The sequence below is a fragment of the Luteitalea sp. genome, assembly GCA_009377605.1.
GTDB lineage: Bacteria > Acidobacteriota > Vicinamibacteria > Vicinamibacterales > Vicinamibacteraceae > WHTT01.
This window is the reverse complement of sequence record WHTT01000012.1, coordinates 73,827-87,567: the sequence shown is the minus strand read 5'-3', so window position 1 is coordinate 87,567 and position 13,741 is coordinate 73,827. Positions and strand designations below refer to the sequence as shown.

The following is a 13,741-nucleotide window of genomic DNA, read 5'->3' as shown; positions in this document are numbered from 1 at the left end:
GAGATGTCCTGGTCCATTCGTATCGCGACCGTTTCCGGTATCCCGATCTACCTCCACGTCACATTTGTGGCGTTCATCGTCTTCCTCCTGCTCAGCGGGTGGCATACGGGCGAAGGCGTGGCGCAGGCCGTCGGCCGGGTGGTGTTCGTGCTCGCGATCTTCGGCACCGTCGTTTTGCACGAGTTCGGCCACGCGCTCACCGCTCGACGGTTCGGGATTCGGACGCGCGACATCACGCTGCTGCCAATCGGTGGCCTGGCGAGGCTCGAGCGGATGCCGGAAGACCCGCGGCAAGAGCTCTGGGTGGCGCTGGCAGGGCCGGCCGTCAACGCCGGATTGGCGATCCTCACGTTCGTCGTGTTGCTCCTCATTGCGCCGCAGGTGCCGGTGTGGCAACTGCTGACGGAGCGTCCCGAAGGGGCGTCTAATGTAGGGCGCGACTTCCTCTATATCAACGTTGCGCTCGCGCTGTTCAATTTGATTCCGGCATTCCCCATGGACGGCGGACGTGCCTTGCGTGCGTTGCTGGCGACGCGCTTCGACTACGTGCGCGCTACCGAGATCGCCGCGGCGCTCGGACAAGGGCTCGCGATGTTGTTCGGCTTCCTTGGTCTCTTCACGAACCCGGTGCTCGTGTTCATCGCTCTCTTCGTCTGGTTGGGGGCTTCCGCGGAGAGCTCGATGGTCAGCCTGAGATCTGCCCTGGCGGGTGTGCCGGTCTACCGCGCGATGATTACCGAGTTCCACACACTCCGGGGCGAGGATCTGCTGCAGCGCGCCGCGGATCTGGTCATCAGTGGCTCGCAACAGAACTTCCCGGTCGTAGAGGATGGACGGCTCATCGGGGTGCTCACGCGCGACAGCTTGATCAAGGCGGTCACCGAGAAGGGGCTTGCCGCGCAGGTGAGCGAGGCGATGAGCACGACGTTCGGCGTCGTGGACGCCCGCGAGATGCTCGATCGCGCGCTGGCTCGGTTGCAGGAAGCTGGCGGGCCCGTGCTCCCGGTATTGGATGGGTCTCGCCTCGTCGGCCTGCTGACATCCGAGAACATCGGCGAGTTCGTGATGCTCCGTAAGGCAGGGGCGTAGCGCGCCGACGCGACTGAAGATAACTTTAGTAAATCATACATTAGTAACATACACTTTACTAAAATGCCTCGGTCCGCTATCATCGTCCTTCATGGCCAGGGCGCTGATAGACCGCGAGGGCGAGCTTGCCATGTTGCGCGGCGCATTGAGCGAGCGTCCGGCACTCGTCGTGCTGCGCGGCCGCCGGCGCATTGGCAAGAGCTTTCTCTTATCGGTGGCCGTTGCTGGGGAGCGCGTGCTCAGCTTTCAGGCTGACGAGCAAGACGAGCGTGGACATCTCGCTCTCTTTGCCCGGGAGGCTGCTCGTCTGCTGCCGACCCTGGCGCCGCTGGCCTTCGCCTCGTGGGAGGACGCGCTGCGCTTCGTCGATGCAGAGGCTCGGTCAGCGCCCCTCGCGGTCGTTCTCGATGAGTTCCAGTGGCTCTGCGAAGGGCAGCCGGCGCTCCCGTCGATGCTCCAGCGTCACTGGGATCGATGGCAGCGAGACGAGGTGCCGATCGTCATGATCGTCGCGGGGAGTGCCCTCTCGTTCCTCGAGGGCTTGTTGGGCCATGGTTCCCCACTCCACGGCCGCGCGACGTTTCGGCCATTACTCGGGCCGCTCGACTACCGGCAGGCGCGTGGGTTCACGAGTCGGCACGATCCAGAGTATCTCCTCCGCCGGTTTGCCATGCTCGGTGGCACGCCGCAGTATCAAGCCTGGGCCGGCGACCTTTCGCTGGCGGGCATCCTGCGGGAGCGGATCCTGGTCCGCGGTCGCCCGCTGTACGACGATCCCCTCCATCTGTTGCGAGGTGGTGAGGGGATCAGGTCGCCGGGCAGCTACCTCTCGGTGCTGTGGTCGATCGCCCGGGGAGATACCAAGTTCAACGAGATTTCCAGCCGCACTGGGTTGGTGGGGCCCAGCTTGGCAAATCGGCTCGACCGCCTCCAAGAGTTGGCGTACGTCGAGCTCCGGACGCCGTGTGTGCCCGGTGCGCGGGCCCGCCGGGGTTCCTATCGGATCGCGGATCCATACGTCCGCTTCTGGTTCCGATACGTCTTTCCAAATCGTAGTCGGCTCGAGCTGGGCCGGGTCGAAGAGGTCGCCAGCGAGATCGAAGCCGACTTCGACAACCACATGGGCCCCGTCTTCGAGAGTTGCTGCCGCGCCTGGGTCGCACGCTATGCACCGGCCGACGTCGCCGGGCGAGTTGACGAGGTCGGTGCGTGGTGGTCTCGAGACGGCCGCTTGGAGATCGACGTTGTCGCGCACCACACCGGGCGATATACGCTGCTCGGCTCGGTCACGTGGGCGACAACCGTCGGCGGCCGTGAATGCAGCGAGCTCGACACCGCCCGCGACCAGCTCGGCGCGAACGCCGCACGCGCGCAATTGGCGCTCTTCGCGCGTCGAGGCTTCACGCCCCAGCTTCGCGAGCGTGCGGCACGAGAGCAGCTGTCGCTCGTCAGCGCGCGAGATCTCTTCGCGTGACGTATCAAGACGATTCTGCTCGACGGCTCTTGACCAGCTTCACAGGGCGCCGTCAGGTGTCGGCTTCGATACCGTCGTAACGGGCGAAGGAGACGCCACGTGCCGTGAGCTCGTCCACCACCTGAGTGGATGATGGTGCTACAGCGGACGACGAGCGAACGACCGCACAGCGAGGATGAGCGTCAGGGCGGTGAATCCTACCGCCCACCAGACCATGAGCGGCGTGGGCACCGCGGCCACGGAGAACACCGCCGCACCGAGGTCACGCACCACTGGCGGCTGCAGATGATACGCCGCGAGCCTCCACATCGCGTCGGGCGGGCTGATCAGGCTGGCGACGATGCCGATGGTCTTGGCCGATTCGATCCCGCCGAAGGCGCCCACCTGCTCCACCCAGCCACCGATGAACGCGATGCCGTAAAAGCCGAGCGCCATGACGCCATTCGTGACGGTACTGAGCCGGGTTCCGCCGGCAATCGAGACGGTCAGCAGCAACGTGACCTCGAGAAGCATCAGCGGAAGCGCGCGATCGACGTTGATGGGGGCAAAGTGCGCAATGACCCACACGCTGAGCAGCACGCCTCCCGTCAAGAGCAATAGGTATGTCGCCACGATCAGGAGGTGACCGAGCCACTTGCCGAGGACGATATCGGCGTGGCGGATCGGCTTGGAGGCGAGGGTCTGCATCACGCCGGAATCTATCTCGCCGGAGAGCGCATCGACCGGCAGCAGGACGGCGAACAGCACCGAGAGAAAGTTCGCCGCGTACAGCCCTGCAAGCGTCAGCAGCGTCAGCACGATCTGCCGTTCGACGAAGGACGTGCGCGGGTTGCGCACCATCTCGGCGTGTGCGAAGAAGAGCGCCGTGCCGAAGACGATCAGAAAGGCCATCGCGCAAAGCGCCGCGGCTGAAACGATGCGGCGGCGGCGCGCTTCCGAGAGCGTGAGGTGTGCGATCGTCAGCAGGCTGCGCATGGTCGGCTACCCGGGTCTCTGATCCTCACCAATCACTTCGACGAACCACGCCTCGAGCGACTTGCGACGAGCATGCACAGCGTAGACTCGTACGCGTCGATCGACGATCCAGCGCACGACCTCAGGAATCACGCTCTCGGTCGCCACGCGCATTTGGAGGGAGTCATTGCCCGTCTGGGCGATGTTGGTTCCGAAGTGGAGCAAGCCTTCGAGGAGACACGAGTCGATGGGTGCCAGGCGTATCTCGATGTCGAGGCTCGCTGGTTGGCCCGCCAGCGCCAGCTCATGGACAACGCGCCCCTGCTTCACGAAGGCGACACGGTCGCACGTGGCTTCGACCTCGCTGAGCAGGTGCGAGTTCAGAAAGACGGTGGTGCCCCGCGCCCGCAGCTCGCCGATGATGTCGCGTACGAGCAGCCGGCCGAGCGGGTCCAGGCCCGAGGTCGGCTCGTCCAGGAAGACGAGATCCGGGTCGTTGATGATCGCCTGCGCCAGGCCCGCCCGTTGCAGCATGCCCTTGCTGTAGCCCCTGAGCGGGCGATCTGCAGCATCCGGCAGGTCGACCAGCGCAAGCAGCATCTTCACAGAGGTCGTCTTACCGGCGCCGTTCGGGCCGAGGAAGCCGAAGACCTCGCCTGCGCCAACCGACAGCGTGAGATCGGCGACCGCCAGCGTGGGACCGAACTGCTTGCCGAGCGCGTGTGTCTCGATGACCGGCACGTTCAGCGGACTGAGTTTGCCATCGCCAGAGCCTGAGACATCCCTTGTATGCTCACCAGGGCGAAGACACGACCTTCGCTCGACCAGAGGACGAGATTCGTGGGCGAGTGATTCGGTGGTCGGTGCTCGATGGCCACGCCGGGGTTGCCCGCGATATCGACTTGCTTGAACGACCTGGCGGTTGGCGGCACCGGCACGAGTAGCGTCGTGTTCCAATCGATCATCTGTGCGAACCGGCGCGCCTCCTCACGTGGCAGGCCGAGTATTCGCAGCCCGATCTCTCCGAGCGACGCAGCATCGACGCCCGCAGGCATCGTCACGTCCGGCGACTGCGCTTGGAAAAGTCTCGTTCGCCGGCCGCCGTGCTCGTATCGCACCATGACGACGGGCGGCACGCGTACCGTGACGATCTGTCCGTCGAGGCCGTCAGGGGCGCGCAGGTCGGTGATCCCCAGTGCTTCCATCACCTGCTGCAGCCGGGTCGCATCCGCGGTGACGAGCAGTTCGTGCTCGCCGCGGACTGACATCTCGATGATCTTCGTATCGTCCGGCAGCCAGCGTGGCACCCGTACATCGAACCCGGCGACCGTCGCCGCTTGCTCGATTGAAGCCACCGCAAGAGGTGGGCCCGGGTCCTGCAGCACCTGAACGTGATCGCCAATCAAGCGCTGCAAATCGAGCTGCCGTGCTTCGAGCGCATCGAGGCGGTTCGGATCGACTGGAATCGCGACAAAGTTCACGACGCGGAAGAGCGCCAGGAACGATGCGGCGGAGGCGCGCACGCTTGGCAGGGAGAACAGTGCCGCGACAGCCACGGCGCCGATGACCAACGGCACCAATCGTCGGAGCGGCGACCAGTGCGACCCCGACGGTGCTTCCTGGGCTCGCAAGCGCGCGCGCAACTGTTCCGCGAACTGCAGCGACGGGTCGCGCCTGAGCGCGTTCACCCAAGTGTCGTCCATGGTAGATCTCCTCGAAATCGGCGTCTCTCACCAACGAGCCCGCAGCGTTTGCACCGCTCGGTGAAGGATCGTGCCGACGTTGGTTTCACTCAAGCCAGTTGTTGCGGCGATCGCCCGATTCGTCATCCCTGCGCCATATTTCAGCGCCAGCAGCTCCCGTTCGCGTGCCGGCAGCGTGGCCAGGAGCGCGGCGAGCCGCTCGGCGTCTGCCCCCTGTACAGCCGCGTCTTCCGGCGTCCCCGCGTGCGCGGCGATCGATGCCGCCTGCTCGAGGGGCACGTTGATGCGACGACCGCGAAGGTGGTCTGCCGCGACGTTGCGCGCGATGCTCAGGAGCCAGGTGCTGAACGCCGCCAGATCACGCCGGTATCGATGCCGGGCGAGCCAGGCTTTCTCGAACGTGCGTCCCGTGAGATCCTCCACCTCGGGGATGTTGCCGAAGCGGTAGCGAAAGAAGTTGTAGACGCGGGGGAGCTGTTCCGCGTAGACGGCGTCCCAGTCTGGCTCCGCGGCAATCCAGCGTGTGAGCCGCCCCGGCATCGTCTGCTCGAAGGCCATCTGGTCTTATATACGCGCGTCCGGCGAACCTATCACAGGAGCTCTGTATATATGCGCATCGCGGCATAATAAGTGACGCTAGCTCACGAGGTCGCGCGAGTGCAGATACCATTTCCACGCCGTTTCCGAATAAGCCGCGCCGTGATCCGCTCGGCGCGTGCGAATCGCAGTGCGTTGCTCTGTGGTTTGATCGCTGTAGCAACGACTCCTCAATCACTCGAAACGCAATCGCCCTCGCCGGAAGAGTGGTCTCGGGCGGACCTCGCCATCGTGCGATTGCCCCCGTCGACCTTCACCGATTTGCCGGCGAAGGTGCAGGCGGAGCTGCAGCAGCGTGGCTGCACCGTTCCACAGACATTCGGTGGCGGACGTCCACACAACGTCATCAGCGGTCGGTTCACGACCTCCGAGCAGCTGGACTTCGCGGTGCTCTGCTCAGTGAACCGGTCGTCGTCCATCCTGGTGTTTCGCGGCGGCTCGGCGAGGGAGGTTGCAGAGATCGCCCCGATCCCGGACGCTGGCTATCTGCAGGTCGTGAATCCGGGCGAGATTGGTTTCTCACGGGCGATCAGCACTGTAGACGCGGAGTACATTCGCGAGCATCACGAGCAGTACGGCGGACCTGAGCCGCCTTCGGTGCTCGATCATGACGGCATTGACGATGCGTTCGCCGAGAAGGCGTCCGTGGTGTGGTACTGGCACGACGGGCGCTGGCTGCGCCTGACCGGGTCTGACTAGGAATCGCACGGTTCGACCCGACCGGCTTTGCGGGTTGCGCCTCATAGGGCACGATGCATTGGAGTCCGCGGGCGTGCGTTCTCCCGGGCCGGGACGATATGAGCACGAGAGTACGAGCGACTCGACGTCGTCGTACGACGAGCACACTCGATGTCCGGGTCAGAGCTGTTACCGATGTCCACGGTCCGGACCGCATTTTCTGCTTGACAAGAATTTTCTGACGCGCGCTTCGTGATTGGGACTCCGCGCCCTCACACGGATCGCGAACCCCGAGAATGAATCGCGGCTCCTGGAGGCGGCGCAGGGTGGCACCGCGTCGCACGTCGAGCGGGTGGTGCGCGCCTGGCGCCGGACCGATCGATTGGACGAAGCACGGGAGACCGAACAACGCCATCAGCAGCGATATCTCCAGACCTGGGTCGATGAGGACGGGATGCTGGTCATGCGCGGGCGGCTGACGCCGGAGCTCGGGGCCGTCGTGCAACGGGCGCTCGAGGCGGCAGGCGATTGGCTGTTTCGTGAGAGCGCCAGCGATCCACGCGACGATGCCACGGCGGAAGTCACACCCGGCCAACGCCGCGCCGATGCGCTCGGCCTCCTTGCCGAAAGCGCGCTGGCGAGTGACTTGGATCGCGGCACGGCAGGCGATCGCTATCAAGTGGTCATCCACGTGGACGAAGACACGCTGAAGGCAGACGCTGAACCGGCCGCTGGGGAAGCCGTCGCCCCCGACGCGGGCCAGGCCGTGCTGGAGGATGCGGGTGGCGTGCGCGTTTCCGCTGAAACGTCGCGACGCATTGCCTGCGACGCGTCGACGGTGGTGATGCGGCATGCGCCAGACGGCTCGGTGCTCGATGTCGGGCGGAAGCGGAGGACGATTCCGCCCGCGATCCGGCGGGCGCTTGCCGCGCGTGATCGCCATTGCCAGTTTCCCGGGTGCGCCGGGCGGCACTGCGACGCGCACCACCTTCACCATTGGTGCGACGGCGGCGCGACGCGGCTGACCAACCTTGCCTTGCTGTGCCGACGGCACCATCGGGCGGTCCACGAAGAGGGGTTCACGCTCACGAGGGCGCTGGATGGGACGGTCAGCGTCTGCCGGCCGGATGGTCGGCCTCTCCCCATTGCACCACCGGCACCACGCTGGCGTGGCAACGACGTCTGCGACACACTCGCGCCGAGCACTGCGCGACTTGCGGCAGCTGGCATTCCCATCGGCCCGGACACGGCCACGCCTGATTGGTTCGGCGAACGCCTCGACCTGCACTACGCCCTCGACGTGCTGAGGGATCACCCCACGGCTGTCGCCTCAGGCGCGGGCGTGTCTGCTCAACCGTCGATTCCGACATAGGTCGTAGAACAGGACGTCCAAACGGTGGCCGGCGACCACGCGAGTCATTTGCCTGAAGACAGCCATGTATTAGTCAGGCAGTTCGGGCCACATCATCAGTCAGCACAACTCATAGACCATGCGGCGCTCGCCCACCGCGCTGAGCGTGTCGCAGAGCTAGCCTCATCTCTCGTACCCGTTGTGACCCTACCGAACACCGAGCAGGATCTCTGTGGTGAGCTGATCGAGTTGCTCGTACGCCAGGCCCTGCTTGGCGAGCGCCGCGCGATCGAACGTCCGAGCCTCGAGAGCCTTCGCACTGTCCGGCGAGTACACGCCAAGCCGTGACGCGGCATCGGAGCCGATTCGGCTCAAGAGACCCTGAATCTCGGGATCAGCATTCCAGCGTGCGGCTTTTTCCTTGAGAATGAGATACGTGCGCATGCAGCCGCGCGCAAACGCCTTGACCCCTTCCAGATCCTCCGTGCGGTACGCGTGCGCGTCGAAGTGACGCGGACCGTCGTAGCCCACGTCTTCGAGAAACTTCACGAGGAAGAACGCTGACCGCGGGTTGGCCGCGCCGAAGCGGAAATCCTGATCGTAGCGGCCTGGGTTCTGATCGTTGAGGTCGATATGGAATAGCTTGCCTGCTTCCCACGCTTGCGCCACCGCGTGCGTGAAGTTGAGTCCCGCCATCTGCTCGTGCGCGACCTCAGGATTCACGCCGACCATGTCCGAATGGGCGAGCGTGGCAATGAAGCCGAGATAGGCGCCCGTCGTCGCCATGTAGATATCCCCGCGCGGCTCGTTGGGCTTGGCTTCGAGGGCAAAGCGATAGCCGTAGCGCTGCGCGAGGTTGTGCGCGCAGAGGAAGTCGACCGCCTCGCGCAGGCGCTTCACCGCCTCGTCTGGCCGCCGGCAGGCGTCGGTCTCCGTGCCCTCACGACCGCCCCAGAGCACGAAGATCTTGGCGCCCACCTCGGCGCCAAGCGCCATCGCGCGCACTGTCTTCTGGAGCGCGTACGCGCGAACGTCCGGATCGTTCGCGGTGAAGGCCCCGTCCCGAAAGACCGGATCCGTGAAGAGGTTCACCGTGACCATCGGCACCGTCAGGCCGTAATCGGCGAGCGCCTGTTTAAAGTCCTTGACAATCTGGTCGCGCTCCGCAGCCGTGGCATCGATGGGGACCAGATCGTTGTCGTGGAAATTAACCCCCGAAGCGCCCACCTCTGCGAGGAGCTTCACCGCATCGGGTGGCGCCAGCCGCGGGCGAACCGGCTCGCCAAACGGATCGCGGCCTGGGTTGCCAACGGTCCACAGACCAAATGAGAACTTGTGCTCCGGCTTGGGCTCGAATGCGCTTGTGTCTGTCATGGTCCTTCTACCACCTCAACGGACGGATGTACGCTTTACGCATCTCGCGCCTCACGCACCTGGCGAAGGGCCGGATAGATGGCGCGGTACGCGCGATACTGGCGGTCCATGAGCTGCGCCGCGGCGGCGTCGGGTACCGTGCGATCTGCAACGCGCACGACCGCGTCACAGGCTGCCACGACACTGGGCCAGATCCTGGCGCCCACACCGGCCAGCAAGGCGGCGCCGTAGGCAGCACCTTCGTCTGTCCGAAGCCGTTCGACCTCCTGGCCGTAGACGTCCGCTTGGATCTGCCGCCAGACCTTCGACCGGGCGCCGCCGCCGCCAAGACGCACGGCCGTTACGGGGACGCCCATCTCGCCAAGAATAGTGAAGCTGTCGCGCAGGCTGAACGCGACGCCTTCGAGGATGGCGCGAATGACATGTCCACGCGTGTGGCTGGCCGCCAAGCCTACCAGCGCGGCGCGCGCGTGCGGATCGAGGTGGGGCGTGCGCTCCCCCATGAGATAAGGGGCCCACAGCACGCCGTCCGCGCCAGGCGCAATATCGGCAGCCTCATCGGTCAGGTGATCGTACGGATCGCCATCCATGTTTGCCTGGGGCCCAAGGCCGAACTGATCGCGGAACCAGCGGAGCGATAAGCCGGCGGCTTGTGTCACGCCCATGACGTGCCACGTACCGGGCACTGCGTGACAGAACGTGTGGACCCGACCATGCGGATCTCGTGCGGGTCGGTCGGTCGCCGCGAACACCGTGCCGGACGTGCCGAGCGTCGCGCTCACGGCACCCGGCCGGACGATGCCGATCCCGACGGCGCCCGCAGCCTGATCACCGCCGCCCGCCACGACCGGCGTGCCGGCGCGTAAGCCGGTTGCCGCGGCACCTTCTCCCGAGACGACACCCGTCTGGTCAGGGGATTCGAACGCGTCGGGGAGTAACGACGCCGGCAGATCCATCAGGTCGAGCATGGCCTCCGACCAGGTGCGGCGGCTGACGTCGAAGAGGAGCGTGCCGGAGGCGTCGGCCACATCGGTGGCGCGGACGCCGGAGAGCCGAAACCGCACGTAGTCTTTCGGCAAGAGGACGCTGGCCACTCGCTTCCAGGCCGCCGGCTCCTGACCGCGCACCCACAGCAGCTTGGGCAGCGTGAATCCGGTCAGCGCCGGGTTCGACGTGAGCTCGATGAGTCGCGCCGCGCCGACGGTCTCCGTGATGTGCGCGCATTCGCGCGCCGTGCGCTGATCGCACCAGAGGAGCGCAGGCCGCACGACCTCACCGCGGTCGTCCAGCAACACCGAGCCGTGCATCTGGCCGGTCAAGCCAACGGCCGCGATAGACGCTCCCTCGACCTTCGCCTGGGCAAGCGCGCGCGGCACTGCCTCGGTTGTCGCGCGCCACCAGTCGCGCGGATCCTGTTCCGCCCATCCTGTCTCCGGTGAGGCAAACGGCACGTGGTCCGCCGTGGCGGCGCCGACGACGGCCCCCTGCTGATCGACCACGAGGGCGCGCGTGCCGCCCGTGCCGACGTCGATACCGAGGACATGTGGCATGGCGGGGAGGATCCTATAACAGAGACAGGGGCCAAGGGGATCAAGGGATCAAGGGATCAAGGGATCAAGGGGGCAGGGGCCCAAGGGGCAAGGGATCAAGGGCGTTGCGCGAACGCGCCGGGCTGGCGGGACGGACGAAGCAGTAGCGACGACCACTACGCTCAGGTCGCTGAGCTGTTTTCCCTGGACCCCTGGACCCCTGGACCCCTAGACCCCTAGACCCCTAGACCCCTAGACCCCTTGGTCCCTTGGTCCCTTGCATTGATGCCCTGGTCCGGCTATTCTCCGACCGAAGCGGCAGTTTGGCGAAGACATGCTGGGAGAAGGAGATATTTTGGTCATACGCGGTGGCGTTTGTCTCGTCGGCGCGTGAGGCGTTCGCATGGTCCGGGCACCCAAGTCGCCGGAGCAGATGACGGTGAACCAGGTGGTCGGCTTCGTCCGCGATCTCATCGAGCGAGGTGAGGCGGGCCCGGGCGCGCGGTTGCCCTCCGAGCGGGAGCTGGCCGCGCGTATCGGCGTCAGCCGGCCGAGCGTTCGCGCTGGATTGCAGGCGCTCGCGGCCATGGGGGTGATTCACACGCGGCACGGCGCAGGGACGTTCATTGCCGACGGTCCGCCGATGCTGGCGACCGGGCCCCTCAGCTTCCTCGTCGCGTTGCACAAGTTCACTGCCGAAGAGATGTTCGAGGCGCGGCGGGTGCTCGAGATTGCCGCCACCGGCCTCGCGGCTGAGCGGGCGACGGGTGAGGATCTTGCCGCCATTGCCGACGAGATGGCCAGCATGTTTGCGTCGCTCGGGGATCCGCAGACGTTCCTGGTACACGACATCCGATTCCACCGCGCCGTGGCGACCGCCTCCCAAAACCCAATCCTCGCCTCGCTCGTCGAAATGATATCGGCGATGTTCTATGAGCGCCGGCGCCGCAACGTCGGCCGGGAGCGCGATCTCAAGCAGGCGGCCGAAATGCACCGCACCATCTACAACTGGCTGCGCGCCCGCAATCCGGAAGCGGCACGGGCGGCGATGAGCCAGCATCTCGCGCAGTCCCAAGCGATGAGCACCGAGGGGATTGACCGTTTTCCGGTCTCACTCCTGACCCCATTCGATACGACCCGGGACGCAGCCGGTCCGCCGCGAGGCAGCAGCCACGCCGACGAGCCAGGAGCACCTCCGAAGCGATGACGGTTCATGTGGGAATCCTTGGGGGGGGCAACATCAGCGATACGCACGCCCACGCCGCGTCGGCGCTGCCGGACGTGCGCGTGAGCGCGGTCTGCGGCGCGAACCGCGAGAAAGCGGAGCGCTTGGCGGCGCGGCACGAGGCGGTCGCTTACAGCGACATCGAGGCGTTTCTGTCACACCGGCCTCTCGAGCTGGTGGCCATCGGCAGCCCCTCTGGCCTGCACGGCGAGCAGATTGCCGCCGCCATCGCCCGCGGCCTGCCAGTCCTCGTGGAAAAGCCACTGGAGATCAGCACGGCGCGTGTCGATCGCATCATCGACGCCGTCGATCGCACCGGGCTCGCCGTTGGCGTCTTCTTCCAGGAGCGGTGCGCCCCGGACCTCGAAGCGCTCAAGAACGACTTGGCGGCAGGCGTTCTGGGCCGGCTCACGCTCGCCACGGCACAGGTGAAGTGGTATCGTCCACTCGAGTACTACAGTAAGTCACGATGGCGCGGCACGTGGGCGCTCGACGGCGGTGGTGCGTTGATGAACCAGGGCATCCACACCGTGGACCTGCTGCTCTGGTTGATGGGCGACATCGAGCGCGTCTTCGCATGGACACGCACGACGCTGCACGCCATCGAGGTGGAGGACACGGTCGTGGCGCTGCTCGAGTTCGCCAGCGGCGCCGTCGCCACCCTCGAAGCCACTACGGCGGCGTACCCTGGGGCCAACCGGCGCATCGAGATCACCGGAACCCGCGGTACGATCGTGGTCGAGCAGGATCGTGTCGTTCGTCGCGATCTCATCGATGCCACGGCAGAGTCGCGTCCCTCCGGCGCCCACGTCGGTGCCACGGCGAGCGCCAGCTCACCCGTGGTCGCCGACGCGACACCGCATCGCCGCGTCTTCGAGGACTTTCTCGCCGCGCTCGATAATGGCTCGCGTCCTCGATGCGATGTGCGCGAAGGTCGTCGTAGCGTCGCGGTCGTCGAGGCCATTTACGAGTCGGCACGACGCGGCACGCCGGTGGAGATCGATAGGCCAGCGGGTGACACGGTGTGACGAAGTGGTAGGGTGACAAGGTGATGGTGGTGGGTTGCGGCTTCCGCCTTCGCATAAAGCTTCGGCGGACAAGCTGGCCGCGCCCGAGCGGTCATCGAGGAGAGCAGTCATGGCGCAGCAACGAATTGACGAGGAAGCGCAGCGCGTTGAACAGGGTATGACGCGCCGGGCGGTGCTGAGGACGCTTGGCATCGGCGTGGGTGGTTTCGTCGTCTGGCCGTCTCTCTCGTCCGAGGCGGCCGAGGCACTGGCGATCGTGCAGCGGACCCAGGCACCGGCGACGCTCGAGTTCCTCACGGCTGCTCAGTACGAGACGGTGGGGATCCTGAGCGAGGCGATCATTCCGGCCGACGATCACTCTCCGGGTGCCAAAGCGGCACGCGTCGCCGATTACATCGATCTCCTGCTCGCCGAATCCGACGCGGACACGCAGAAGAACTGGACAGAAGGACTGGCGGCCCTGGACAAATCCTCTGAGCAACGCCACGGCGCGCCGTTCGCCAAGGTCTCGGCCGCGCAGGCCGGCGAGCTGCTCACGGAGATCAGTAAGAACGAGTCAGCACCCGAGTCGATGCTCGAGAAGTTCTTCGTCGCAACCAAGGACGCGACCATCCGCGGGTACTACACCTCAGAGATCGGCATCCACGAAGAGCTCGAGTACAAGGGCAATCAATACTTGCCCGAGTTCGTTGGATGCACGCACCCTGAGCACGGATACAAAGACCCGAAGGCACAATGA

The 13,741-nt window shown here is 65.8% G+C and carries 13 protein-coding genes; 7 read left to right on the top strand and 6 right to left on the bottom strand.

Annotated elements, in window-relative coordinates; genetic code table 11:
- Positions 1 to 3: 3 nt before the first annotated feature.
- Both GEV06_06070 and GEV06_06065 read left to right on the top strand, forming a co-directional pair.
- The gene (locus tag GEV06_06070) at positions 4 to 1,089 is read left to right on the top strand and encodes a CBS domain-containing protein (protein ID MPZ17461.1); all 1,086 of its coding nucleotides are present in this window, start codon (positions 4 to 6) and stop codon (positions 1,087 to 1,089) included.
- Positions 1,090 to 1,180: 91 nt separating this feature from the next.
- Entirely contained in the window at positions 1,181 to 2,563 is a 1,383-nt protein-coding gene (locus tag GEV06_06065) for a hypothetical protein (GenBank protein MPZ17460.1), read from the top strand.
- Positions 2,564 to 2,701: 138 nt separating this feature from the next.
- On the opposite strand, the gene GEV06_06060 is transcribed toward GEV06_06065, so the two are convergent.
- The 4 genes from GEV06_06060 to GEV06_06045 are packed head-to-tail and all read right to left on the bottom strand — an operon-like array spanning position 2,702 to position 5,778.
- The gene (locus GEV06_06060) at positions 2,702 to 3,538 is read right to left on the bottom strand and encodes an ABC transporter permease subunit (GenBank protein MPZ17459.1); all 837 of its coding nucleotides are present in this window, start codon (positions 3,536 to 3,538) and stop codon (positions 2,702 to 2,704) included.
- Between the two features lie 6 nt (positions 3,539 to 3,544).
- Positions 3,545 to 4,258, bottom strand: a complete 714-nt coding sequence (locus GEV06_06055) for an ATP-binding cassette domain-containing protein (GenBank protein ID MPZ17458.1) — start codon at positions 4,256 to 4,258, stop codon at positions 3,545 to 3,547.
- 2 nt (positions 4,259 to 4,260) lie between these two features.
- Complete coding sequence (locus GEV06_06050; GenBank protein ID MPZ17457.1) at positions 4,261 to 5,220, bottom strand: hypothetical protein; 960 nt, start codon at positions 5,218 to 5,220, stop codon at positions 4,261 to 4,263.
- Positions 5,221 to 5,247: 27 nt separating this feature from the next.
- On the bottom strand, positions 5,248 to 5,778 hold the full coding sequence (locus tag GEV06_06045) for a sigma-70 family RNA polymerase sigma factor (GenBank protein MPZ17456.1): 531 nt from the start codon (positions 5,776 to 5,778) through the stop codon (positions 5,248 to 5,250).
- Positions 5,779 to 6,048: 270 nt separating this feature from the next.
- On the opposite strand from GEV06_06045, the gene GEV06_06040 reads away from it, so the two are divergent.
- Both GEV06_06040 and GEV06_06035 read left to right on the top strand, forming a co-directional pair.
- The gene (locus tag GEV06_06040) at positions 6,049 to 6,516 is read left to right on the top strand and encodes a hypothetical protein (GenBank protein MPZ17455.1); all 468 of its coding nucleotides are present in this window, start codon (positions 6,049 to 6,051) and stop codon (positions 6,514 to 6,516) included.
- Positions 6,517 to 6,751: 235 nt separating this feature from the next.
- A complete protein-coding gene (locus GEV06_06035) occupies positions 6,752 to 7,867 on the top strand; it encodes a DUF222 domain-containing protein (protein MPZ17454.1) in 1,116 nt (371 codons plus the stop codon).
- 186 nt (positions 7,868 to 8,053) lie between these two features.
- Here GEV06_06035 and GEV06_06030 read toward each other — a convergent pair whose 3' ends face one another.
- Together GEV06_06030 and xylB are read right to left on the bottom strand one after the other, a co-directional pair.
- Entirely contained in the window at positions 8,054 to 9,220 is a 1,167-nt protein-coding gene (locus GEV06_06030) for a xylose isomerase (protein MPZ17453.1), read from the bottom strand.
- A 35-nt stretch (positions 9,221 to 9,255) separates the two neighbouring features.
- Positions 9,256 to 10,770, bottom strand: coding sequence for a xylulokinase (gene xylB, locus GEV06_06025; GenBank protein ID MPZ17452.1), 1,515 nt, complete (start codon positions 10,768 to 10,770; stop codon positions 9,256 to 9,258).
- A 382-nt stretch (positions 10,771 to 11,152) separates the two neighbouring features.
- Between xylB and GEV06_06020 the strand changes: the two genes are divergently transcribed.
- From GEV06_06020 to GEV06_06010, 3 genes are all read left to right on the top strand, one after another.
- Entirely contained in the window at positions 11,153 to 11,956 is an 804-nt protein-coding gene (locus GEV06_06020) for an FCD domain-containing protein (protein ID MPZ17451.1), read from the top strand.
- Positions 11,953 to 13,002 (top strand): gfo/Idh/MocA family oxidoreductase, encoded by a 1,050-nt coding sequence (locus GEV06_06015; GenBank protein MPZ17450.1) that lies wholly within the window; start codon positions 11,953 to 11,955, stop codon positions 13,000 to 13,002. Before GEV06_06020 ends, GEV06_06015 begins: the two co-directional genes overlap by 4 nt.
- Before the next feature lie 109 nt (positions 13,003 to 13,111).
- Complete coding sequence (locus tag GEV06_06010) at positions 13,112 to 13,741, top strand: hypothetical protein (GenBank protein ID MPZ17449.1); 630 nt, start codon at positions 13,112 to 13,114, stop codon at positions 13,739 to 13,741.